Source organism: Pseudomonas sp. TWRC1-2, assembly GCF_049896685.1.
GTDB lineage: Bacteria > Pseudomonadota > Gammaproteobacteria > Pseudomonadales > Pseudomonadaceae > Aquipseudomonas.
Genome location: NZ_JAFCUU010000012.1, coordinates 1 through 24,506 on the forward strand (window position 1 = coordinate 1; position 24,506 = coordinate 24,506).

Consider the following 24,506-nt stretch of genomic DNA (forward strand, 5'->3'; position numbering starts at 1 on the left):
TACGCCTATGACGACGCTGGGCGACTGGTTTCCGCGACCAATGCTGTAGGTGAAAGTGAGGTTTATCGGTACGACGATCAGCACGTCATTCTTGAGCGGCAACTGGCCGGTGGGGCGAGTTTCTTTTGGGCGTGGGAACGGGCTGGCAAGGCCGCGCGCTGTGTTCGGCATTGGGCCAGTTTTTCGCAGATGGACACGCGCTATGCCTGGGATGATAACGGCAGGGTTACGGTTCACAACGTCGATGGCAGCCAGGAAGTGTATGTCCACGACCAGCGCGCGCGGCTGGTGCAGCGGATTGATCCGGACGGTGCGGAGCATTTCAAATCCTACGACGACAAGGGTCGGCTGACGGTTGAGCAAGACCCGCTGGGGGCGGTGACGGCGTATCAGTATGACGACGCCGGACGTTTGGTGGCGATGTTTCCTGGGGAGGATGAGCCGACTTCCTACGAGCATGACAACAGGTTCGTACGGGTTGTACGGCGGGGCGAGGCGGTTTGGAAGTATGAGCGTAACGAACAAGGCGACGTTACGCGTCAGACAGATCCTGACGGCCACATTACGGACTACACCTACGACAAACATGGGCAACTGATTGGGGTTTGGTATCCGGATAACGGGTGTCATCGGCTGGTTTGGAATGAGCGTGGGCAGCTCGTTGAGGAACAGCTGCCGAATGGCGGGGTTAAGCGTTATCGCTATGACGATCTAGGGCGGCAGGTTGCGCGCGAGGATGAGCATGGCGCGCTGACGCAGTATCAATGGGACGCCGCAGGGCGCTTGTTGAAACTCACCAAGCCCGATGGAGCGACGCGAGAATTCAGCTACAACCCCTACGGAAAAATCACCTCCGAACGTGACGAATTGGGGCATGTCACCCGCTACGAATATGCCGACGGTTTGCACCTGGTCAGCCGCCGCCTCAATGCCGATGGCACCCAGGTTAAATACCGCTACGACAACGCCCGGCTGCTGCTGACCGAGATAGAAAACGAGGTTGGCGAGACCTACCGGCTTGATTACCACCCCAACGGGCTGATCCAGCAGGAAATTGGTTTTGACGGTCAACGCACGGCCTATGCCTACGATCTCAACGGCAACCTGCTGGAAAAGACCGAGCACGGCGACGATGGCAGTCAGTTAGTCACCCGCTACGAGCGAGACTTTTCCGGCCGCCTCGTACGAAAAACCCTTCCAGACGGTAGAGTGGTCGATTACGCCTACGACCGCCAAGGCAACCTCCTCAGCGTCGACGACGGTCACTGGGCGCTAGCCTACGAGTACGACAGCCAAAACCGCCTCATCGCCGACCACCAAGGCTGGGGCACCTTACGCTACGGCTACGACGCCTGCGGCCAGTTGAAAAACCTGCGCCTGCCGGACAACAACCGCGTCACCTTCAACCACGACAAAAGCGGCCACCTCGCCACCGTCGAGCTGAACGGCAAAACCCTCACCTCTCACCTGTTCAACAACGGAAAAGAACGCCAGCGCCAACAAGGCCAACTGCTCAGCCATTACGACTACGACGACCAAAACCGTCTACACGCCCACGCGGTGAGTCAAGAGGAACACAAGCTCTACCGCCGCCACTACGACTACGACAAATCCGGCAACCTGACCCGCCTGCTAGATACGCGCAAAGGCGATCACCACTACCACTACGACCCCCTCGCCCGTCTGACCCGGGCCGATCACTCGCAAGACGTGCAAGAGCGCTTTGGCCACGACCCGGCGGGCAACCTGCTGATGCAGGACCGCCCCGGTCCGGACATCGTGGCGGGGAATCGGTTGGTGATGCAGGGCGATCATCATTACGACTATGACGCGTTCGGCAATCTGATCCGACAAAGGCGCGGTAAGGGTCAGCAACTCGTTACCGAGTACCGCTACGACTGCCAGCATCGGTTGATTGGTATCACTCAACCCAATGGCCAAACCGCGAGCTACTGCTACGACCCGTTTGGTCGGCGCATCAGCAAAACCGTCGACGACCTAACCACGGAGTTTTTCTGGCAAGGCGACAAGCTGGTTGCGGAACATTACGCGGATCGTCATCGCAGTTACCTCTACGAGCCGGACAGCTTTCGGCCGTTAGCATTGCTGGAAGGCTTCGGCCCAAAAGATACCCAGCCTTACCACTACCAACTTGACCACCTCGGCACCCCGCAGGAACTCACCGCCCCCGACGGAGAAATCGTCTGGTCCGCGCACTACCGCGCCTATGGCCAGATCAGCCGCCTAGACATCAACAAAATCGACAACCCGCTACGTTTCCAGGGTCAATACTTCGACCCGGAAAGCGGACTGCACTACAACCGCCATCGCTACTACAATCCAGATATTGGTCGCTACCTGACACCAGACCCGGTGAAGCTGGCGGGTGGGATCAACACATACCAGTACGTGCCCAATCCTATAGGGTGGGTAGATCCGCTAGGCTTAAACACCTGTCCCGGCGCCAATGTATGTAAACCCGAACATAAAGCCGAGAGCCCAACACGGAACGCAAAAGCTTCCGATGGCGAGCCAACGTTACCAGTTAACACATCAAACCAAGAAAAAACCGTAAGAGTACGACACTATACGAGCAGGGCTGGCTCAAAAGGCATTGAAAAAGAGGGAGCAATATTGGCTCAAGACAGCAATAGAGTTTATCTTGAATCCGCAAAAAGCAAAGTACTAAACCCGACAGAAGCGCAGGACAAATATCACATCAAAAAAAATAAAGGTCGAGATTACATTGAAACGGATGTAGAGGAATCACGATTGGAGTTGATAAAAAACCCCAGATATAACTCTACTGAGCTAACCGTAAAAGGAAACTTGACGTTAAAAAACCCAAAATTCACAAGGAGAAAGTAATGTTAGAAAACAATGAAAAAATAGTACTTCCCGGAAAAGAAGCACTTGACGCCCTTAAAGAAATCGAGTTTATATTGATATCCTTACACAAAATGGGCAGTTATTATGCTGAAAAGCCTGGCGCTCTAGAAGAGTATCGAAAAGCAACCACTGACTTCATCGACGATTGCGCCGTTACACAGCGCTTGGCAAAGGTCCGCAGGATCGTATCTATGCCCTTTGACGACTCTCTCGGTGATGACGAGATGGATGACATGGAAAGATATTTCTCCGATTTAAAATTCTGGGAGCACAGTCAACCGATGAATCGAACAAGCCCTAGTACAGAAAAGATTACTATCTCAAAGGGAATCATTGAACAAGTCACTTGCAAAAGAAATGAATTACTAGTTTTTTTTACGGACCAACAAGATCAATCACTGCTGATCACTTTTCATAACCCGGCCGCCTTTAAAAGTATAAATGCGATCACCTCTCAATGTGAGATATACGAGGAAAAGGATTCTAACCTTTCGCAAGAGGTAGCACGCATCGCTCCAGACAAATCAGGTAAAAATTATTGCTTCAAGGACAGCAGCAGCGGCGAAGTTATCTTTTCAGTGATAGCGGGTAGCTACAGCATTGAGAGGATATGAGATTGACTGAACACCTGTTTCGGATATATGGCCGACTTGGTAGCCAGCGACCCGGTAACGGATGGATGAGACGCTGTATCAGCCGGGGAGCACAGACAGTGGATAAATACTCTAAAACTGGAGGAGCCCTTATTTGAGTAAAAGCGTAGATTAATTTGCTGATAGTGATCCAATCGTGGCTACGACAGACGAAGACAAAAAGTCAGGAAACATCTCGAGAATATTAAGGTCGCAGAAGACCTCAACGGAGGCGACGTCAAAATCTACGACCTTTCATTACTGGGTACAAGACGTTATTTAAGCCTAGATGGCGTGGTTCCTAGTAACAAGACCTTCCCGACTGGAAAGCAAATGGGGTAGGAACCAAAGCGAATACAATGAAGTCACCCACTTCAATAAGACACCCAGAAAATGAAAATAATTTGCGTGCCACTCACGACAGAAGCAATGAAATTGCTGGACATAAACGACTGCCCGGTCGCTCTACTTGAGACTGTCTCGCTTACTGAAAAAGAACACCAACATTTTTTAAATTCTGGTGCATTAGAAAGCATAAATTATGCGACAGGGAAGATAATCGATGAGTATGAGGACGAAATCATAACCACTCCTGAAGAACTAGAAACAACCTTGCAAATATTGAAAGCCCACTTAAAACCTGAAAACTCAAAAACATTAACCAAATTAATCCAATTAAACGAATTAGCAATCAATAAAAGCACAGGGTTATTTTTCTTTTTTTAACCGTTCAATCTTAAACCCATCGCTAGTTTCATTCAGGACAATACAATCACAGGAAAACAATGCTAGTGCAAAATAAAAAAATAGCACTTAATGAAAAGGAAGCACTTGACACCCTTAAAGAGATCGAGTCCATACTGATATTTCTACACAAAATGGGCAGCTATTATGCTTATAATCCTGGCGCCGTGGAAGAGTATCTATCCTAGGCAACGAGTGTGATTTTTTGTTCGGCTTAGACACTCAGATTACGTCAACCAGAGCCGATAGACTGGATAGACAATACGATGAAAACCAAGCCATTAGAAAATTTTATAACTGAGTATTTGGCACAGGTAAAAAAAGTAACAAAGCTAATTGAGCGCTGATTCGGAGCCAGACATATTCTGAGCCTTTGGCGCTCCACCACCACACATAGATCCTGCGCGCATGACTGTTGACCGCACGTCCGTCACACTCATGCAAACACCCAAAAATAACTTCGAAAAAGTATGGCGCAGGCTAAGTTATCTTAGAGAGATTTCCACCACGGAAGATTTCAAAGTAATACTTTTCGACAAAATGTCTCTCTCCTTCAGATTTTATGACCCGGAAACGCGTGGAGCCGCGCAACTTATCTGCCTCTCTAAGCACGCAGAACTATTAAACGAAATTATTGCCACGATGAAAATAACAGAAATTCAACAAGGCGATGTATACACCTACATCCATCGCGAACAAAAACGCTATGATTGTCAATAGCACAACCGGCTAGAGTCGAACTAAGTAGAAGCAAAATGAAAATTCGAATTATCGATACATTTTCTGAGCTAGGCGTATTGCACGTGAGCTTCCAATCACCCGTCGGAAGTGGCACTGCCCTATGGAGCGACTCTGTGCCAAAAGCCGGTGAGATCGTTGATATGGAGTTCGATTTGGATGAGGTTTTTTCGTGGGGGAAAAATATGACGCACTCCTCTGAAAAAACACCGAAAATCAGTGCGATAGCCAACGTCACTTATATTACGGCTGAACTATCCCAAGGCGCAGATGAAAAATGCGCCGTATTAAAAATCAGCGACTCAATAATCCTCATCGAACTTGACGGACCGATCCCCCAAGAATCCGGATTTGTTGAGGTAAGAGCAGCCAGGATTCACCTCTACCCAACAAACATTTAACCCCCACCTCACCCCCACGCCACCACCAACAACCCCACCCCCAACACCAAACACAACGGCGAATAAAAATACGTATCCAGCCGCGCAAACCTCGACCCACCTACCTTCTTGAAAAACCCCACCAACTCCGAATCGCCTATCGCCCTGGCAAACATCACCACGGCAATCGCACTGATCCCCCACTGCAGCGCGCCATGGGACACCGGTGAGAAATACAAACCGGCCCGCAGGCACACGAGTAGCGCAATCGCCACCAACCCCAGCGCGACCAGGAATGTGCCCAGCGCAGAGGGTTTGAACGCTGGTCGGGGCCCGTGGGCGAATTCGCCGGGCAGTTGGGGGATGGCGGCAAGGCTGCCGAGTTTGCCGCCGGCGGCCCAGTACAAGTGCACCATGCTGATGCAGGTAAAAACCCCGACGATCCATCGCGCGATGACAAAGCTCATGGCGGGCGCTCCCTGAAATGTGGGAATGAGGATAGTCGCCCTGAGATTTTTTGTAGGCATTTCGTCGGCGGCTGATGGTAAAGTGCCGCCCCATGAAAATCGCCCGTGCCGACCGCTCGCTCATTGCCTGGATGCTCTATTGCTGCGTCCTGTTCAATGTGTTCGCGTGCAGTATTGGGCATGGGCAGATGCTGGGGATGCAGCTCAACGGCATCGGTGGTCAGTTCTGTACGGTGGACCCGCTTACCCAGGCGCCCAAGTCGACCAACTCCACGGATGAGAGCCTGCCGACGCTGTCAAAGGCGTTTAGTTGCCCGCTGTGTTCGACCGGCGGTATGGGCCCGGCACTGAGTTCCAGCCTGAATGTGGCGGTGTTGCCACAACCTCATGCGCCACCACCGGCGGTGGTGCTTGCCGCTGATATCCCTGCCCGCTTCACCTGGCCTGCGGCCAACCCGCGCGCGCCGCCCGCTTTCGCCTGATCCCTTCGCTTTCTGATTTGCACAGGCCACCGTCCCCATCGGGGAATACGCGCGGCTGTGCGTTGTTTTCAAGCCAAGTTTTTCAGGATTCAACCATGAAACATTTACCCCTGTTGGCGGGCCTGTTCGGCTGCCTGCCTGTCTGTGGCTGGGCGCTCGAGTTGGCGCCTACCACCATTGATGGTGAGCAAGCCGCGGAGCCCGGCCTGGCGCTCGACCAATCCAGCGGCATGGCGTCGCGGCTGGGCTTGAGCATGCGGGAAACCCCGGCATCGGTGGCCATTGCCACCCGCAACGACATTGAGCGCCATGGCGCCAAGACCTTCCGCGATGCGGCCAACACCTTGCCCGGCGTCAACGCCAGCGCGCCGCCGGGGTTTGGCGGGTTTGTGTCCTACCGTGGATTCACCAGCAGCCAGATCACCCAGATGTTCAACGGCATCAACGTCGCCACCGGCTTGGCCCGGCCGGTGGATGCGTGGATCTATGACCGCGTCGAACTGGTTGGCGGCCCCTCCTCCTTGATCAATGGTGCCGGCTCCGTGGGCGGTTCGCTGAACTATGTGACCAAGCTGGCGACCCGCGAGGAGCAAGCGGCAGAAGGCCAGCTCACCTACGGCAGCTACGACACCGCCGGCATGGCCTTTGGCGTCAACCATGCGCTGACGGAACCGGGTGCCGAGGTGCAGCATTACGCGCGTCTGGACGTGAGCCGCAACACCAACCACAGCTATATCGACCGCGACCAGAGGGATGCCTGGAGTGTGGCGTTTTCCCTGCTCAGCGACCTGACGCCCAACCTGTCCCATACCTTGGCGCTGGAATATCAGGATGAACATGAGGACAGCCCGTACTGGGGCACGCCGGTGCTCAACCCCAAGGCGGGTGAGTTGAAAATCGACCGGCACAACCGGTTCAACAACTACAACGTTGCCGATGGTCGTTACGAGCAGCGCACGATCTGGGCGCGTTCGATCATTGATTATCGGATCAACGACAGCACCACGCTGAAGAACACGCTCTATCACTTGGACAGCCAGCGCGACTACTGCAACCTGGAGACCTACCAATACAACGCCGACAACAGCGCGGTGAACCGTTCGACGGCCTACCAGGTACGTCATCAGGGCGAACAGAACGGCAACCAGTTCGAACTGCGCCACGACGATACGTTCTTCGGCTTGTCGACCACCTGGTCCGGCGGCTTCGAGTACAAGGTCAACAGCACCACCAACAACCCACTGAACGTGCCAGGTAACAGTAGCGTGGACCCGAACCACTACAACCCAGGGCACTTCTACGACATACCGGGCACCCGGCCGGGCTTCGTCAAGGACAAAACCAATGCGGTCACCACCCAGGCACTGTTCGCCGAAAACCGTCTGGGCCTCACCGACAAACTCTCGCTGCTGACCGGCTTGCGCTACGACGCGATCGACCTGGACGTTACCAACCACAGAACGGTGACAGCCACCAACCCACGTCACTTCAAGCGCAGCTGGGAGCCGGTGACCGGTCGCGTGGGCCTGACTTACCAGTTCATCCCGTCGGCCAATGTGTATGTGCAATACAGCACCGCGGCCGAGCAGCCGTCGACCACCACCCAAGTGTTCGACGTGTCGACCGGCAAACAGTGGGAAGTGGGCAGCAAGTTCGATTACCTGGACGGTCGCGGCTCGGCCAACGTCGCGGCCTACAAGATCGAACGCAAGGATTTCGCCGTTACCGACCCGCTGGACCCGAACAACAGCATTCCAGTGGGCGCGCAGTCCTCCAAGGGTCTTGAGTTGGCCAGCTCATTGCGCATCACGCCAAAGCTGCTGGCCGAGGGCAATTTCGCCTGGGTGGATGCCGAATACGATGATTTCAACGAAAAAATCGCCAGCGGCGCGGTGGTCTCACGCAAGGGCAATACGCCCACCAACGTACCCAAGCGCGTGGGCAACGTATGGCTGACTTATGACTTCACACAGGATTGGCAGGGGGGCGTGGATGCGCGGTATGTCGCGCAGGTGTATGCGGACAATGCCAATACCCTGACGGTACCGGCCTACACGCTGTTCGGGACTTTCCTGCGCTACAAGGTGGACTCACACACCTCGTTAACCGGCCGGGTGCGCAACCTGACGAATGAGGTGTATGCGGAGTTTGCGCACGTGTCGCCGGCTTACTATTTGGGGTCGCCACGGACATTTGAAGTGGCCATTCAAACCAAGTTCTAAGCCTGAAATACAATCAAAAATGTGGGAGCGGGCTTGCTCGCGAAGACGATGGATCAGTCACTCAACACATCGACTGACACACCGCCTTCGCGAGCAAGCCCGCTCCCACATTTGGATGCTCATCCATGTAAGGCCGTCGGCTACTTCAAACTCGCCTCAACTTTCTGCGCCACATCCTCCGTCAACCACGCCTTCCACACCTCAGGATGCTCCTTGAGAAACGCCTGGGCCACTTCGCGGGGCGCCGTATGGTTCTCGCTCATGGTCGCCAAGGCCTTGTTCAGCGGCTCGATGGGAAACTGAACCTTGGTAAAAAATTCGGCAATCTGCGGGTTTGCCTGTTGGAACGGCGTCGATACACCAATGCTCAACTTGGACGCCAACGAGCGGGTCGGCCTCGGGTTGGGGTTATCCGCATCGGTCAGTGTCTTCCACGCATCGGCGTCAAACGGTGGCTCTTCCAGCTGGATCAGCTTGTAACGCCCCATCAACGGCGTCGGCGACCAGTAGTAGAACAACACCGGTTTGCCACGACGGATCGATGACGCAATCTCGGCATCCAGGGCGGCGCCCGAACCACTGCGAAAATTCACGTAGCTATCTTCCAGGCCGTAAGCCTTGAGCTTTTGTTTGTTGACCACTTCCGAGGTCCAGCCGATGGGGCTGTTGAGAAAGCGCCCCTTGCCTGGCGATTCCGGGTCTTTGAACACATCCTTGTAACGCGCCAGGTCTGTGACGCTTTTGAGGTCCGGCGCCAGAGGCTTGAGGCCCTTTGCAGGGTCGCCCTTGACCACATACTCCGGCACCCACCAGCCTTCAGTGGCGCCCTTGACCGTATCGCCCAGGCCTACCACTTTGCCTTCGGCCTCAGCCTTGATCCACACCGGGCTGCGGCCGGCCCATTCCTCGCCAATCACCTGGATGTCGTTTTTCGCCAACGCGGTTTCCAGGGTGATGGTCGTGCCGGGCAAGGTATCGGTGGGCAGGTCGTAGCCCTTCTCAACAATAAAGCGCAGCACCTCGGTGATCAGGCTGCCACTTTCCCAGTTCAGGTCGGCAAAATGCACCGGAGCTTGGGCGGCCGATACCGGCAGTGAAGCCACCGACAGGCTCAAAGCCGTCAGGGACGCTGCCAACAGGGTTCTCAATCCTTTCATGCCTTGTGCACCTCGCGTTTTCGCAGCCATAGCGGACGGCTTTGCTGCCAATGCGCGAAGCCTCTGATTAGTTAAGTCAACTCAACTGTAGTAGAGGTTCCGGGAGAGCAGAAATACACGCGAGGTTTAACGACTATTCACTGGCCTTGAAGGTCACCAGTTCACCCTTGCGCCACTTGGCGGCCTTGCCGGTTACGGCTTTGAGCGTTTTGGTGAGGTTTTCCTGCAGCTGTTCGTGAGCGGCAAACACCAGCATTACGCTGTGGCCTTCCTTGAACACGATGCCCAGGCCTTCGGGCGAAGAAACATAGGCGTAATCGCCCAAGCCATACACCGTCAACTTGATATCGCGGAACTTCAATTCGAATTTGCCGCCTTCACGGCTCGGCAGCACCGCCGCGCGAAAATGGTCGCCGACCTTGAGCTCCAGGCGCGGCTTGTCATCCACCACCATCGCCGCTTCGGTGTCGATTTCGGCAATGTAGATGCCTTCCGGCGTCTGTTCGGTGATGTAAACAAAACGGGATTGAAACTGCTTGACCAACTTTGCGCGCAAATCACCCAGCACGAATAACGCGTGCATATCCAGATTACTGACTGCCAAGGAAACGCCCCCACATCGAAAAAGCACCGACCGCCGCAGCGGACAGCACAAAAAAACGGCCGTAACGGCTCGATCACACATTCATTAAAAAACTGAAGAGAACCCGCTGCTGCGCTGTAAGACTAGTACACAGATGCGCGATGGACCTTGTGCAAGTCATCAGGCGCCACAGGAAATCACAGGTTCAAGGACCTGAGAATACAGGCCGGTCAGCTTCAGAGAATAACCCAATTAAAAACGCAGTTTCCGACAGCATACACATCACAAAATACCTGGCCATGGAACCAGGCCAACGCTGTGGACGACAATACTAAAACAGCAACGCGGGTCAAAACCACCTGAAAACGCTGCGGGCAAGTCAACAAGATCGACCGACAGGAGCCGGCCATGCAAACACGTCAACTCAATGCTACGTCTTCCCGCACTCGTTCATCATGTCCAGACGAGCGTCAATACTACTGCCTGGACAGCCCCGACGGGTACTCCAATTCCGTTCTTTACCAAGTTGTACCGGCGGGCCGCAATTTCTTTCATATCCTGGAAGTGACCAGCGGCAGGATCAGAGGCTTTCGCAGCAACCACATCCGGGCCTGCGAATTGGCTAAAAAGCTTGAAGCCAACCCGCTGACCTTTCACCCAGGCATCGTTTCGTCATCTGGATGAGTTTACTGCGCCGCCGCCCCTCAACAACTGCCATACTGGCCCGTCCATTGAAGTTTGCCCCTATCGGGTCAGGTTTTATCAGTGCAGTTACCTTGAAGGGAAGGCTATACGTGACGGAATTTGATATTGGCGAATTTTTCATCCATGGCGATGCGAGGGAAGTTGACGGTGAGTTTCAAGCGGTGATCATCATGCGGGCCAAACCACCGCTGACCACGGTCACAACACACCAGGTAGAAAAAGATCGTTGGTTCAAAACTGTCGACGCCGCTGCAACAGCGGCAAAAGATGCTGCCAAGGCACTTAAATCCGCCGTGGATTCAGGTGCACTCAATTCCTGACAATCCGATAGAACTCTGCCGCCTCCTGCGCCTCACATGCACAACGACCATCACCTTGCATGGAGAACACTATGGACGCGCCAATCCCTACTCTCGAAACACTGTTTGAACAACTGGGCCTGGATTCAACCCCGGAGGCAATCGACGCATTCATCGATGCGCACCCGCTGGCTGAAGACGTGAAGCTGATCGATGCGCCTTTCTGGACGCCGCAACAAGCGGCGTTCCTGAAAGAAGAACTGCGTGAGGACGCCGAATGGGCTATCCCCGTGGACGAACTGAACCAGCGCCTGCATCAACCTCACTAACCTACCCTCAATGCAGGCTGTCGGATTGCTCCAGGCGCAATAACGCCTCCCAGGCAGCCTTGCACTCCTGCGCTTCGTCGCGACTGGCGAATGCCGTGCCGCGTTGCTCGCCATTGAGCAGCACGACCCAGCAGGCTTTCTGACCCAGCGAGCGCAGGGTTTCGGGAACACCACTGCCGATCATCACGGCGACATCGACTTTGTTTTGCATGGAGCTTCTCCGCCACATTAGTTAGCTACCTAACAATGTCGGCCATGCTACGGCTTTCTTCCCGTTGGAAAAAGCTATCCCCGGAATAGCTCCCTTGCATAAACAGCAACAATCGCTAGCGTGCCGGCTTCGTCGCCTGCGGTTTATAGCCCAGACGCAAGCCGCCCCAATGCCGCCCGTTAACCATGATCGGCACCGACAAGTCGTGCATCAACTCGCCGGTATCGCGGGTATAGGTCTGCAACAACACTGCCTGCTGATGGCTGCCGCAGCGGATGCCGGTACGGTCTTCGAACTTGCGCTTGGTGCGGTTCTGCACCGCATCGACGTGCGCGTCGCCGGTGAGCGCCTGGGAAAAAGCCTTGTTGTGTGTCGGCACATAACCCTGAGGCGTGCAGGCAATGGCGAATACCAATCCCTCATGGCGCGGCAGCAGCGCTTCCTGGATCGCCGGCAAAACCTCATCGGTGTAACGGTCAAAACGCGTGTGGTACTTGCTCGGGCTGGTATTCGGGATCGGCGTGTAACTGCGGTCGAACAAGTCCTGCAGGCTGATGCGGTTTTGCAATACATCGGCCTCGAACTGCTCGGCGATGCGGTGTGCGCCCTCGCGGGCCAAATCGTAGATGCGCTGGTGATAGTCATCCAGGCCGACTTCGGCCAAGCGCTCGCTGATGGTTTCGGCTTGCCCTTCCATTTGCACGGCGGCGTCGGCCAGTTGGCGGGTTTGCTGATCGCTCACGGTCAGATCGCTGCGCATCTGCTCCACCGCATGGAACAGGCTGTCGAGTTGCGCGCGGTTGGTATCGGTGCCCTGCGCAATTTCATTCACCTGCCCTTCCACATCCGCCGCCAGGCTGGCGATGCTCTCCAGTTGTTCGCCGGCGTGCTCCACCTGTTCAACGCCCGTGTGCAGGTCCGCCGACAACTGGCGAATCTGCTCCACCACCTGCGCCGTGCGTTGCTGGATATCAGCGACCATCACCCCAACCTCATCGGTCGCCGTGGCAGTACGCCCGGCCAGGCCGCGCACTTCATCGGCAACCACGGCAAACCCGCGCCCGTGCTCACCGGCCCGCGCCGCTTCAATGGCCGCGTTCAAAGCAAGCAGGTTGGTCTGGCTGGCGATCGATTGGATCACCAGCGTGACGCGCTGGATTTCTTCACTGCGCAGGCTTAAGGCTTCAATCAACTCGCGACTGGCGTCGGCACGCTGGCTGAGCTGGCGCATGCGCGTGATTGACTCGGCCAGCACTTCACGGCCCTGCGTACTGTGCTGATGCGCCTGGCTGGCCGCGCCCAAGGCTTGGCGGCTGAGTTGGGAGGTGACCTGCTCAGTGCCGATCATGACTTCGGCGCTGCTGACGATTTGCCTGGCTGCGCTTAATTGCGATTGCAACCGGGCCGCCAATTGCTTGACCGAATAGGCCACGCCGGCAGCGGACAGCGCGTTATGGCTGGTGGTGTAGGAAAGATCGCGAGTCAGCTCGCCCATCGTATCGGCGACGGGGACAGGCGCCACGCGGTGCGTTCGACTTTTAAGGGTGGGCAGCCATATCACCAGCAAGGCCAGCGGCAGGCACAGGTACAGCGGCAAGCCAGCAAACGCCAAGCCCAGCAGAACCAGCACCAGGGCGGTGCTCTGCAAGAGCGGCGTGAGCCAGCCGGGCAGCGCGCGCACCCGCGCGTGCACGGGCACTGCTGCGCCCATCAGAGATCCGTCTCCAGCCATCGTCGTTACCCCACTGCTTGTCGTTATTGTTTCTGCATTAAACGCCACTATCGGGCCATTATCCATGGGCCGTTAGTGGGAGGCTTGCAGCAGATCAATAGACAGGGGCGTAACCGGTATTTCTCTTGAGCGCCGCATCAGCAGCGCCCAACTTCAGCACATCAGGCTTGACGCTGGTGCTTGTCGATCTGCTCGTGGCGCTCTTGCGCTTCGATGCAGTACTTGGTGGTCGGGCTGATCAGCAGGCGCTTGAGGCCGATAGGCTCGCCGCTGTCGTCGCACCAGCCAAAGGAATCTTCCTTGATGCGTTCCAGTGCACGCTCAAGCTGCGGCAGCATGCGCTGGTCGCGATCGATGGCATTGACCAGCCAGGTGCGCTCTTCTTCAACGGACGCCGCGTCAGCCGGGTCAGCCGGGGTGTCCAGGCTTTCGATGGCGATACGGTTCTGTTCAATGCGCTCGTGGTGTTCCACTTTCATGTCTTGCAGCAGCTGCTCGAAAAAAGCGTGCTGTTCGGCATTCATGTAGTCATCCGCCGGCATGGCCAGCAACTTTTCCTTTGTCATTGATTTCTCTATAAAAAATACGTGCATTAAGGCGAATAAGGGAGCGTTCCGGCAGACCTCTGCAGGCCTCGGAAAGGCGCCGTCCATTTCAAGCGCCACCCGGCACTCAATTTACGAGGGGCGGCAGTCTAAGGCCGACTTGAGGGCTCAGCAACTGAAAAGACAGGCATTTTTTCCCAATTAACCCCCAAAGGCACCAGGACGGGCTTGGCGAATGGTCATCGGAGTGCGTTTATAGCAAGAAATTCAGTGTTGTGGAGCTATATAGAAGACAAACGGTTGAATAAGGCCACCAGGCCTATGCGCAAGGGCGATTCAACAGATCTCAGCACGCGGTGGCGGCAGTTACATACCTCCCGTCGAAAATTCGCCCCGGTATAGATAGAGGCTCCGAAGTTTCCCTACCGAACAGGACCTCTCATGCCCGCAATCCCCTCCGCCCATCGCGCGCTCCCCGCACAAGCCGTCAGCGCACAATTTGCTTCACGCCCGACGCTGGACACTGTTACCCGGCAACTGCTGACAGAGCTGATCCGGCAACACTATCCAACCTTGGTCGTTGATCTGTCCCGTACACAATTGGCCATACCCAGTCCCACCGGAGGCTGGACTCTGCATCCGCTCATGGCCCGCGTGCTCGAGTTTCTCGCCACCGGCACCGAGCTGGACTTAAGTGACCGGCACGGCGAGTCCTGCTACCTGACCGACGCTCCGCCTAGCCGTCTCAAGCTTGCAGCCCCGGCGACCTCCGCCCTCGACATGAACATCATCGAAAACATAATCAAGCAATTGCCCTTGACCCTGCCGACAGCCCTGCAAAACGCCCTGGCCACTTATTGGCGCGAAGAGGCCGACAACGGCCTGTCACGCTGGCGCTGGCTCAGCGATTGGCTGGCCGACAACCTCAGGGTCGCCGCCATCAGCCAGGCGGAGTTGGACGGCACTGAGCGTGAAATGCTTGAACAACTGATCAGCTACCCCGACCGCGACGAACGTATCCGTCGATTCGGGGCCAACGCCGTGCGCGCCTATTACCCGCGGGCGACGCTCAAGGAAGGTCAACAGACACTCCCCCTGCTCAGCCCGCACCTGTTGTTGACCCAGGCAACCCGGGTCCTGCTCTGCCAAACCACCGGTACCTGCGAACGTTTTTCGTCCATGGACGCCAGCCTCCAGGCCTGGACCCGACAGGTTGCGCAGCCCTACGTGGTCGAGCACATCACCACCCAACAATGGGAGCCCGACGGCAACGTTTTCGACATCCAGGCGGCACTGATGCTCAATCAGCAACTGGAAGACCTGAGCGCCCTCACCCTGCCCACCCGCCTGGAACTCGATACACTTCGCGCGCTGTGCCTGGAGATCGGCAACCCCGCCCACTCTTTTCTTGAGGCGCCGACCTCTGCCGCGAAGCTACAGACGACACTGCGCCAACAAACCCCGGCCTGGCTGCAACATGCCAGCGCGGCTGACCAGCTACGCTATGGACGCTATAGCCTGGCCTTGGCCAGCGCCAAAAAACGCAGCAACGGCCACACCTTTCTCAGCGATATTCCAGACATCTACACCTTCGCAACCAATGCCCTGTTGCAACAGCTGAAACACGATGAGATCACCTTCGACAAGGTGACGCCCGAACAGTCGAAGGCCACACAGTTCCACCCCGATGACCTGCAATTGACATTCAGCGTGGCCGTCGGATACCCGGGAGGCTCCGGCTTCGTCGAGCCCGTGCACATGAGCCTCACTGAGCTGGCCATCAGCAACCTGCAGGGCCAGCCCCGTGGGCAACTCACCGTACGACATCGCCGCTCGCTGCCCCTGCCAACCTGGCTGACGCCCGACTACATCAAAGGCCGCGGCGGGCTGATCGAGCAGGTCGATATTGGCAAGGCCTACCCCGAATTGCTCGACACCCAACTGCTCGGCGACAGTGACCAGGCGCGGCAACGCACAGAGCGCTTCGCACAACACACGGTCGCACAGCTGCCAATGCTGGCCCTGGAATGGGCGCTGAACAACCAGCACGGCATGACCCTGCGCGGGGCTCGCTACGTGGCCGCACTGATGGGCGAGCGCAGTGAGCAACGCCAGGTCGAAGGCCAGGCCATCGTCATTCGCCACCTCGCCCTGGTGCGCAAATCCCAAGCGACACCGGATGTTGTCACCAATATGTACATCATCGAATCCGAGAGCGCCCTCGCCGGCCCACACCTGCTGTACCGGCCCTTGTATGCCGATCCCCTTCGGGAGTTCGCCAGCCGCGAGGACTTGCTGCAGGCCATTGCCCACCCTGGTGAATTGCAGACCAGTGTGCTGACCTGGTTGTCCGACGGCGCAAGGCCGGTCTACGCCAACGGTGGATTCCAGGAACCTCATTACCCGCGATTTGGCATGGGCGATGAGTTCAGCGTCCCTGACGTACCGCAACCCGCCACCCTGGCGACTGATGGCAGCAACGACGAGCTGAGGCAGTTTCTGTCCAGCGGCCAACTGATGCAGTTCTTGTATGGCAGTAACGCACGGGCGCTGGTCGATCAGGCTGATCGCGCCTCGGTTTCCAACCACGAGAGCCGCTGGCGCGTGCTGCTTGAAGGCGCCGGCCTGCTGTTCAACACCCTGCTGCTGCCCCTGGCCCGAGGCCCTCTTATGCTCACGGGTTGGCTGCTCAGCCTGATGAGCAGTGCCAGCCATGATATTCCAGCCCTTGGCAGCGATGATCCGGTGACCCGGGAATTGGCGCTGGTCGACCTGTTGCTGAACATCGGCATGCTGATGCACCAATGGCTACCGCCGACGACATCGCCCTCGACACCGCTGACTAACGATGTCAGGCAACAAGCCCTTCGTTCACCGCTTACCAGGCTGGGCGACGAGCACTGGCCACCAGCACCCGCCCCTGCGGTGCACCAAGGTCCTACCGTACTGGAAAACGAAGGGCTAGCGAGGGACGCTACGGTGTTCGATTTCAGCTTTTCCAACGCCCACCACCGACTCACGCCCAGCCAACGCGAACGGCTGGCCGGGTTCAGGGCACCCAAGCCCGAGCCATTGCCCAAGCCCCAATTGGACGGGCCACGCAGAGGACTGTATTCGTACCTGGGAGACTGGTACGCCTTGCTGGATACCCAGTGGTACAAACTGAGCCCTGAACGCGACGCGGGCGTGGTGATTGTCGACCCCATCGACCCCACCCGGCTGGGGCCTTTCCTGCAAACCGACGGCTTGGGCAACTGGTCGCTGGACTTGCGTCTGCGCCTGCGCGGTGGGATGCCAGCCAAACGCATTGCCGCCGAACGAAAGCGCCAGGCCGAGCGCAAAATACAGCTCAACGCGCAATACGAGCAATTTTCCAACGACCAACAAGCTCAGCAAAAAAAAGCTGACGACGCAGAAATGCTCATGACCCTGGCGGCCGCCAACCCCAAATACTCCGACGCAGCAAAGGCCAGCACCCGCAGGGCCTTCGACAGGGCTTTATACGAACAGAGTGAGGGCTACCGCAAAATACTCGACAGTCGCAAAGAGCGTGAAGCGTTGCACATCCCCTTCCCGGCCCAGGTCAGTGCCACACTGCTGGAAAACATCATCAATAACGCACGCAAGTCAGTCGTGATCGCCGACATGGACCGCAAAGCGCTCTATGCCATGCACCAGGAGCTCATGGGTGGTGGGATCGAACGGACACCCGTCATGCTCGCCAACGTTGCCCATCACTTACAATTTCTCAATGAGATGAGTGAAATCAATGAGCGGCAGATAAAGGCCCTGGAACTCAAGGATCACTACCTGCTGGAGTTATTCAATCTGGGCCAGCCCGGCCTGGAAAGCTATAACCGCCTGACCATGAACCGCCCTGCAGAGCTTGGCGCATTGGCGATCAAGTACCAGCAACTCAATACCCTTAAATACCTGAGCGTCAAAACCTGGGACCATAGCGCCAACACCGAGTTGTATTCCGTGCTTGAGCCACTGCACCCCCAAGTGCGCACCCATGCTGAACTCAGCACCCTTAGCCTGACGCCGGATGAGCGCCTGAACGTACTGGACAGTCTCTTCCGGCACTACGGCCAGGCGCTGGACGCGCTGCAAAGCATGGCCATGGTTCATGCCGACAACTTGCACATGACGCCTTTCCAACACATACAAAAACTGCTGACAGAGCTGTACCAGGATGCCATGCAGCAGTTGGCCGCCGAGATCAAGCCTGAACCCCACGCGGTCAAGCACCCTCCCAAGCATCCTCGGCCTGCTGACGGCGGCCCGCAGAAAAAGGTGATCAAAACCCGCAGGCAAGGCGTGTTGATCGGCGACCTGAAGCCTGCCGACGCAGCGTTTCCAATCGATCGGGTCGAAGTGCGCTCCGTAGAGGGTGACCAACTGTTGGGCACTTACTCACAGCGCGAGCACCAATGGGACGAAATCATAGAGATACGCCCCAGCGCCCCGCCGCTGCCGCCAGGCACGCGGGCACTGAGTGTGGTCAAAGGTGAAGCGCGCAAATACCTGCAGGAGCTCACGCCGATCCTCAAGCGTGAGGCCGGCTATGCAAAGGTTTCCAAGTTTCCTGTCGAGATCCAGGAGAGTCTGCAGAAGGAGGCTCGCCGATTCACCGAGTTGGCCGACGAACTCTATCGATCCATCCAGGCCAAGCCGGAGGATTCAAGAGTGCTTACCGACCAGACCCTGCTGGACGAGATGCGAGCGGCGGTCACGACCTTGACCACCAAGGGCCAGGAACTGCGCGTCCAGTACTCACTGGAACTGCCGCCGAACGACGCTAACCTGGTGTACTTGCTGGACCAGGACCTCGTGCAACTGGCCAGGCTCGGCTCACGCATTGAGATGCGAGGCGTCCGGCAGGATTTCATCCAGGAGTACGCGGTCAACGACAAACGCGGCTATCCGCTGTGGTATGCACATTTTCATTACGCCAAAGCCGACACACCGAAGCACGACTACACCGTGGCCCACCTGAAAAAAAAGAATCAACGTAAGGACAGTTACTACTCGCTCCTGGCCAACGCCCGGGGCCCACAAAGCGTGGTGGATGTGCACCATGGCACAATCGGCCGTGAACTGGCAGAGCGCCGGTTCCTGCCTTTGGCCCCGTAAACCCTGGAGCGAGCGTGCTCGCCAGCATCGTCAACGCTGACATGGGGGTCTGGCACCGCGCAGCGCTCTCGGGTTCTTCGCGAGCCAACTCCCCCATCGACTCAGCGCTTGAGCTTGCGCTTATTGCGATACTGGTCGATCACCACCGCGATCACGATGATCAGCCCCTTGATGATGTCCTGGATGTACGCATCCACGCCGACAAAGGTAAACCCGCTGGCCATCACGCCCAGGATCAACGCGCCGATCACGGTGCCGGTGATGCGCCCCACCCCGCCCGCCAGGCTGGTGCCGCCGATCACCGCTGCGGCAATCGCATCCAGTTCATAGGACATGCCCATGCCGGCCTGGCCGGTCGCGGCACGTGCCGAGGCGACGACGCCCGCCAGGCCCGCGAGCAACCCGGCGATGCTGTAGACGATGATCAGATGGCGCTTGACGTTGATCCCCGACGTGCGCGCCGCCTGCATATTGCCGCCGATGGCGTAGGTGTACTTGCCGTACTTGGTGTAGCGCAGCGCGATATGGAAGATCACCGCCACCACCAGAAAGATGATCACCGGCATCGCGCCATGGCCGATCGCCGTGTACGAATCCGACAGCATGCTCACCGGCTGGCCTTCGGTGTAGTAACGCGCCAGGCCGCGGGCCGAGACCATCATGCCCAGTGTCGCGATAAATGGCGGGATCCCCGTGACGGCAATGATGCTGCCGTTGATCGCCCCTGCAAGCAGCCCGACCCCCAAGCCCATCGCCACCGGTATCCACACCGGCAAATCCGTCAGGCTGGGAAACACCGCGCGGGAAAAATCCGAAGTCTGCGCCAGGCTGGCGGCAATCATCGCCGACAGCGCCAGCACCGAGCCTGAGGACAAGTCGATGCCCGTGGTGATGATCACCTGCGTCACGCCAATCGCCAGCAGGCCGATGATCGACACTTGCAGGATCATCAGCACCAGACGTTGGGAATTCATCAGAAAGCTCTGGTCGCGCACGATCCAACCGAACAGTTCAAACACCAACCCGATGCCGATCAGCACCAGGAAGATGCTCAGCTCGGTGGGCAAGCGCCTGCGGTGCTTGACCGGTGCCGTGGCAGGCTTGTTGTCTGTTATTGCGTTCATAGCCAATCACCTTCTTGTTCTGTGGCACAGGCCAACCGCAGGCCTGCGCTGCTGTTCGTCAGTGGACTACGGTCATACCGGAAGCCAGCTGCATGACTTTTTCCTGGGTCGCCTCCGCACGGTCCAGGGTGCCCATCAGGTCGCCCTCGTGCATCACCATCACCCGGTCGCTCATGCCCAGCACTTCAGGCAGCTCGGACGAAATCATGATCACCGCCATGCCTTCGCTGGCGAGAAAAGCGATCAAGCGATAAATCTCAGCCTTGGCGCCGACGTCGATGCCACGGGTGGGCTCATCGAGAATCAGCAGGCGCGGGTTGGTCATCAGCCAGCGCGCCAGCAAGGCCTTTTGCTGGTTACCGCCGGACAAGGTGTCGATGCACTGCTCCAGAGACGGAGTCTTCACCCGCAGCTTCTTGCACATGTCTTCACACAACGCGCGCAGGGCCTTTTGCTGGATAAAACCGTTGCCCGAGTAATGCGGCAGCACCGCCATTTCCATGTTTTCCAGCACCGACAGGCACGGGAACAGGCCGCTGAGCTTGCGGTCCTCGGTCAACAGCGCAAAGCCTTTCTCGATGGCCATGTGCGGGTCACTGATGCGCACCGGCTTGCCGTCAAGGGTGATCTGCCCGCCAGAGCTTGGGGTAATGCCGAAAATGGTCTCCGCCACATTGGTGCGGCCCGAGCCCATCAACCCGGCGATGCCGAGGATCTCCCCGGCGTGCAGGTCGAACGACACCCCCTTGAACACGCCGTCCAGGCGCAAGTCGCGCACCGACAGCAGCAATTCGCCGATGGGCGCCTCACGCACCGGGAATAACTGGCTCAGTTCACGGCCGACCATCATCGAGATCAGGCTGTCGCTGTTCATGCTGTCGGCGCGCTGCAGGCCGATGTAGTGGCCGTCGCGAAACACCGCGACTTCATCGGCAATGGCGAACACTTCGTTCATTTTATGCGTGATATAGACGATGCCTTTGCCCTGGGACCTGAGGTCGGCAATGATCGAAAACAGGTGGGCCACTTCCTTTTCGGTAATGGCCGACGTCGGTTCATCCATGATCAGAATGTCGGAGTCGTAGGACACCGCCTTGGCAATCTCGACCATCTGCCGTTCGGCGATGCTCAGGTTGCCGACGTGTTCTTCAGGGTCCAGGTTGATGCGCAAACGCGCCAGCAACTCGGCGGTGCAGCGGTGCATTTCGCGGTGGTTGACCATGTGCAGGCTGTTGAGCTGCTCGCGGCCGATCCAGATGTTTTCGGCGATGCTCATGTGCGGCATCAGGTTGAGTTCCTGGTGGATCATCGCGATCCCGGCCTTCTGCGCCGCCAGCGGCGTTTCAAACACGATCGGCTTGCCGCGCAGACGTATTTCACCGGCGTCGGGCTGGTAGATGCCGGCGATAATCTTCATCAGCGTCGACTTGCCTGCACCGTTCTCGCCCATCAGCGCCAGCACCGAGCCAGGGCGAACGCGCAGTTGCACATCGGCCAGGGCCACGACGCCGGGAAAGCCTTTGCTGATGTTGAGGATTTCCAGCAGGTAGGGTTCTTCCGGCGCCAGGGGCTGGATGCCGGGAGGCTGCGAGGCAACCGCTTGAACAAGCATATCGGGTACTCCATCAGCAGGACGACCGTGGCCGCCCTGCTCGCTTATTGTTGTTATGAAGGGCTACTTGAAGTCTTTGACGTTGTCCGGCGTGATCAGCTTGAACGGAATGATCACGTTCTGCTCGACCGGCTCATGCTTGGCCATCTTGCGCGCCGCTTCCACCGAGCCGACGGCCTGCCCTTTCGCGTCCTGGAACGCCGACGCGGCCATGTCGCCCTTGGTAATCGCGTTCAAGCCATCCGGCGTACCGTCGACCCCGGCGATCAACACGCTGCCCGGTTTGGTGCCCGCCGATTTCAGCGCCATGGAGGCGCCGATGGCCATCTCATCGTTGTTGGCCAGCACCGCATTGAACTCACGCCCCTGGGTCAGCCAGTCGTTGACCAGCGTCATGCCGCGGTCACGCAGCCAGGTACCGGTCTGCTCCTGTTCGATGGTGATGCCGGGGTACTTGGCCAGAACCTCTTTCACGCCTTTGGTGCGGTTGGTGGTGGAGTTGTTGGCCAGGTCGCCCAACAGGATCACGATCTTGCCTTTGCCACCGAGTTTGTCGGCGATGTACTGCATTTGCAGGCGACCGGCCTCGACGTCATCGGAGGTCACGGCCACCACATCTTTAGGCAAGTCTTTCTGATCAGGCCGGCGGTTGACGAACACCAGCGGAATGCCCGCCTTGGTCGCCGCACTGATGATGTTCTTGGTCGACGCGGTATCCACCGGGTTGACGATAATCGCGTCGACTTTCTGGCTGATGAAGTTCTCGACCTGGCTCAGTTGCTTGACCACGTCGGCGCGGGCGTCTTCAAACTGCAGCTGCACGCCATCGCCCTTGGGGTAGGACTTGGCTTGCTTGTCCATGTCCTCGCGCAGGTAAGTCAGAAAGGTGTCGTCGAAGGCGGACATGCTCACGCCTACTTTGATATCGGCAGCCGAGGCAAAACCGCTGGCAAGCAGCATGGACAGGGCCAGCGCGGTGAAACGGATCGGGGTCTTCATGAACGGTCTGTCTCCAATTTCTTGTTGGTTTTGTGGACGTTGCGTTTTTCAGAGCGAGGAGGCCGGCAGCCGCACGATCGGTGCCCCCGGAATGCAGCACACCAGGGCGCCTTTGTTTTCGACGCACAGCACATTGAGGAAGGAGAAATAAAACGGCCGGGCGCGGGGCAGACCGCGTGGCGCTTGCTGTGCAGGGCGTAAAACTCGCAGTACAGCGTTGAAGATTTTCATCTGACGGTACCTGGTTGTTTTTGATCTTGTTTTTGTTGAGTCGCCCGGATCAAGCCCGAAGCGTACTTTTTGCAACCTGGAAAAGACTTTATTGGAAAATAATTTCCATATCAACCTGTTTTAGAATTTTATTCTATTTTTGTTGAAACCACCTGCTGGCGCTCGTTGCTAAGGCGCGCGGCGTCCAATATACGGGTGGTTTCCAGTGCGTCATAGGCGTTCACCGGCAGCGCTCCCTGCCCTTGCACGGCACTGTGCAACTGGCGATAGAACTGCGTCCAGCAGCCTTTCTCCGAGGGCACACGCTCGCGTTCCGCGCCTTGCTCAAACCAGCCCCAGCGTCGGTGCTCTTCAGCGCCCCAGTGCTCGCCTTCGGTTTTCGGCGTCTTGCCGGCCATCAGCGCTTCTTCCTGGCCATCAAGCCCGTCCACGGTGTAACAACCCAGGGTGCCGCTGACGCGAAAACGCGGGGCCTGACTGTTTTGCAGCGCACTGCCCCACAGGTGGGAAATCACGCCGTTGGCGTGGGTCAGCGAAACAAAAAAGCCGTGATCGAGAGTGGGGTGTTCCGGGCTGAACTGCAGTTGCGCGAACACCCGGTCCACCGGGCCGAACAGCTGCATCGCCTGGTCCACCAGGTGACTGCCGAGGTCGCGCAACCATCCGCCGCCGCTGGCATTGCCCACGGCTTGCGGATTGAAGCGCTCGACACGGGACTCAAAACGGGTGATCTGGCCCAGCGCACCGGCGTCGATCAGTTTGCGCAACGTGAGGAAGTCCGAGTCCCAACGCCGGTTCTGGTAAACGCTGAGCAACACGCCCTGGCGTTCGGCGGCGGTGATCAGTGCCTGGGCCTGTTCGGCGTTGCTGGCGAACGGTTTGTCGCTGACCACCGCAACCCCGTGTTCGATGGCTTCCAGTACCAGCGCCGGACGGCCCTTGAGCGTGGTGGAAATCACCAGGACGTCGACACCGGCCTCGACGATCTGGCCGATGGTGTCGTAGGCCTTGAGGCCGGGGTGGTCAGCCGCCAATTGCTGGCGCCGCTCGGGTGAGCGTGTCACCACGCCGACAAACGTTGCGCCGGGCAACGTTGCAATCAACGGTGCGTGAAAAAAACGGCCGCCGTGGCCGTAGCCAACTAGTCCGATTCGCATAGATGCGCTCCTTCATGAAGTGGAAACCCAGTTCAAATGTGGGAGCTGGCTTGCCTGCCAAAGCAGCGTGTCAGTCAATGAACCCGCCACTGAAAGACCGCTATCGCAGGCAAGCCAGCTCCCACACTGACT

22 protein-coding genes are annotated in these 24,506 nt (G+C 57.6%); 11 read left to right on the forward strand and 11 right to left on the reverse strand.

Annotation, left to right across the window (positions count from 1 at the left end; genetic code table 11):
• From ACP7B3_RS26865 to ACP7B3_RS26885, 5 genes are all read left to right on the forward strand, one after another.
• On the forward strand, nt 1-2,868 hold a 2,868-nt coding region (locus ACP7B3_RS26865; RefSeq protein WP_426182127.1), incomplete at its 5' end, for an RHS repeat-associated core domain-containing protein.
• The gene (locus tag ACP7B3_RS26870) at nt 2,868-3,503 is read left to right on the forward strand and encodes a hypothetical protein (protein WP_426182130.1); all 636 of its coding nucleotides are present in this window, start codon (nt 2,868-2,870) and stop codon (nt 3,501-3,503) included. The genes ACP7B3_RS26865 and ACP7B3_RS26870, both read left to right, overlap by 1 nt.
• Before the next feature lie 447 nt (nt 3,504-3,950).
• On the forward strand, nt 3,951-4,247 hold the full coding sequence (locus tag ACP7B3_RS26875; protein ID WP_426182133.1) for a hypothetical protein: 297 nt from the start codon (nt 3,951-3,953) through the stop codon (nt 4,245-4,247).
• Nucleotides 4,248-4,673: 426 nt separating this feature from the next.
• Complete coding sequence (locus ACP7B3_RS26880; RefSeq protein ID WP_426182136.1) at nt 4,674-4,985, forward strand: hypothetical protein; 312 nt, start codon at nt 4,674-4,676, stop codon at nt 4,983-4,985.
• 35 nt (nt 4,986-5,020) lie between these two features.
• Nucleotides 5,021-5,404, forward strand: a complete 384-nt coding sequence (locus ACP7B3_RS26885; RefSeq protein ID WP_369303266.1) for a hypothetical protein — start codon at nt 5,021-5,023, stop codon at nt 5,402-5,404.
• An 8-nt stretch (nt 5,405-5,412) separates the two neighbouring features.
• Here ACP7B3_RS26885 and ACP7B3_RS26890 read toward each other — a convergent pair whose 3' ends face one another.
• Nucleotides 5,413-5,850 (reverse strand): DUF3995 domain-containing protein, encoded by a 438-nt coding sequence (locus tag ACP7B3_RS26890; RefSeq protein WP_242197482.1) that lies wholly within the window; start codon nt 5,848-5,850, stop codon nt 5,413-5,415.
• Between the two features lie 92 nt (nt 5,851-5,942).
• Between ACP7B3_RS26890 and ACP7B3_RS26895 the strand changes: the two genes are divergently transcribed.
• Complete coding sequence (locus tag ACP7B3_RS26895) at nt 5,943-6,332, forward strand: DUF2946 domain-containing protein (protein ID WP_426182140.1); 390 nt, start codon at nt 5,943-5,945, stop codon at nt 6,330-6,332.
• 95 nt (nt 6,333-6,427) lie between these two features.
• Complete coding sequence (locus ACP7B3_RS26900; RefSeq protein ID WP_426182143.1) at nt 6,428-8,554, forward strand: TonB-dependent receptor; 2,127 nt, start codon at nt 6,428-6,430, stop codon at nt 8,552-8,554.
• 140 nt (nt 8,555-8,694) lie between these two features.
• On the opposite strand, the gene ACP7B3_RS26905 is transcribed toward ACP7B3_RS26900, so the two are convergent.
• Nucleotides 8,695-9,711 carry an ABC transporter substrate-binding protein gene (locus ACP7B3_RS26905; protein WP_242197491.1) on the reverse strand — a complete coding sequence of 339 codons (1,017 nt, stop codon included), beginning with the start codon at nt 9,709-9,711 and terminating at the stop codon, nt 8,695-8,697.
• 133 nt (nt 9,712-9,844) lie between these two features.
• Nucleotides 9,845-10,315, reverse strand: a complete 471-nt coding sequence (locus tag ACP7B3_RS26910) for a hypothetical protein (protein ID WP_426182146.1) — start codon at nt 10,313-10,315, stop codon at nt 9,845-9,847.
• A 387-nt stretch (nt 10,316-10,702) separates the two neighbouring features.
• Here ACP7B3_RS26910 and ACP7B3_RS26915 point away from each other — a divergent pair, with 387 nt between their 5' ends.
• The 3 genes from ACP7B3_RS26915 to ACP7B3_RS26925 all read left to right on the forward strand — a co-directional run bounded on the left by ACP7B3_RS26915 (nt 10,703) and on the right by ACP7B3_RS26925 (nt 11,627).
• Nucleotides 10,703-10,978, forward strand: a complete 276-nt coding sequence (locus tag ACP7B3_RS26915; RefSeq protein ID WP_145164590.1) for a hypothetical protein — start codon at nt 10,703-10,705, stop codon at nt 10,976-10,978.
• Between the two features lie 110 nt (nt 10,979-11,088).
• Nucleotides 11,089-11,319, forward strand: coding sequence for a hypothetical protein (locus ACP7B3_RS26920; RefSeq protein WP_119741687.1), 231 nt, complete (start codon nt 11,089-11,091; stop codon nt 11,317-11,319).
• Nucleotides 11,320-11,390: 71 nt separating this feature from the next.
• Nucleotides 11,391-11,627 (forward strand): DUF2789 domain-containing protein, encoded by a 237-nt coding sequence (locus ACP7B3_RS26925; protein WP_106580278.1) that lies wholly within the window; start codon nt 11,391-11,393, stop codon nt 11,625-11,627.
• Between the two features lie 7 nt (nt 11,628-11,634).
• Here the strand turns inward: ACP7B3_RS26925 and ACP7B3_RS26930 are convergent, their stop codons facing one another.
• The 3 genes from ACP7B3_RS26930 to ACP7B3_RS26940 form a co-directional block, all read right to left on the reverse strand.
• The gene (locus ACP7B3_RS26930) at nt 11,635-11,838 is read right to left on the reverse strand and encodes a hypothetical protein (RefSeq protein ID WP_242197497.1); all 204 of its coding nucleotides are present in this window, start codon (nt 11,836-11,838) and stop codon (nt 11,635-11,637) included.
• A 115-nt stretch (nt 11,839-11,953) separates the two neighbouring features.
• Nucleotides 11,954-13,636, reverse strand: coding sequence for a methyl-accepting chemotaxis protein (locus tag ACP7B3_RS26935; RefSeq protein ID WP_426182151.1), 1,683 nt, complete (start codon nt 13,634-13,636; stop codon nt 11,954-11,956).
• Nucleotides 13,637-13,731: 95 nt separating this feature from the next.
• The gene (locus ACP7B3_RS26940; RefSeq protein ID WP_010564800.1) at nt 13,732-14,136 is read right to left on the reverse strand and encodes a TraR/DksA family transcriptional regulator; all 405 of its coding nucleotides are present in this window, start codon (nt 14,134-14,136) and stop codon (nt 13,732-13,734) included.
• 624 nt (nt 14,137-14,760) lie between these two features.
• Here ACP7B3_RS26940 and ACP7B3_RS26945 point away from each other — a divergent pair.
• Nucleotides 14,761-19,251, forward strand: coding sequence for a dermonecrotic toxin domain-containing protein (locus ACP7B3_RS26945; RefSeq protein ID WP_426182154.1), 4,491 nt, complete (start codon nt 14,761-14,763; stop codon nt 19,249-19,251).
• 101 nt (nt 19,252-19,352) lie between these two features.
• Here ACP7B3_RS26945 and ACP7B3_RS26950 read toward each other — a convergent pair whose 3' ends face one another.
• From ACP7B3_RS26950 to ACP7B3_RS26970, 5 genes are all read right to left on the reverse strand, one after another.
• Nucleotides 19,353-20,375: an ABC transporter permease gene (locus ACP7B3_RS26950; RefSeq protein WP_026013640.1), complete on the reverse strand. Its 1,023-nt coding sequence runs from the start codon at nt 20,373-20,375 to the stop codon at nt 19,353-19,355.
• A gap of 58 nt (nt 20,376-20,433) precedes the next feature.
• Nucleotides 20,434-21,987 carry a sugar ABC transporter ATP-binding protein gene (locus ACP7B3_RS26955; protein WP_426182158.1) on the reverse strand — a complete coding sequence of 518 codons (1,554 nt, stop codon included), beginning with the start codon at nt 21,985-21,987 and terminating at the stop codon, nt 20,434-20,436.
• Nucleotides 21,988-22,050: 63 nt separating this feature from the next.
• Nucleotides 22,051-22,986, reverse strand: coding sequence for a sugar ABC transporter substrate-binding protein (locus ACP7B3_RS26960; protein ID WP_145164600.1), 936 nt, complete (start codon nt 22,984-22,986; stop codon nt 22,051-22,053).
• 48 nt (nt 22,987-23,034) lie between these two features.
• The gene (locus ACP7B3_RS26965; RefSeq protein WP_145164602.1) at nt 23,035-23,217 is read right to left on the reverse strand and encodes a hypothetical protein; all 183 of its coding nucleotides are present in this window, start codon (nt 23,215-23,217) and stop codon (nt 23,035-23,037) included.
• A 128-nt stretch (nt 23,218-23,345) separates the two neighbouring features.
• Nucleotides 23,346-24,374 carry a Gfo/Idh/MocA family protein gene (locus ACP7B3_RS26970; RefSeq protein ID WP_426182163.1) on the reverse strand — a complete coding sequence of 343 codons (1,029 nt, stop codon included), beginning with the start codon at nt 24,372-24,374 and terminating at the stop codon, nt 23,346-23,348.
• Nucleotides 24,375-24,506 lie beyond the last annotated feature (132 nt).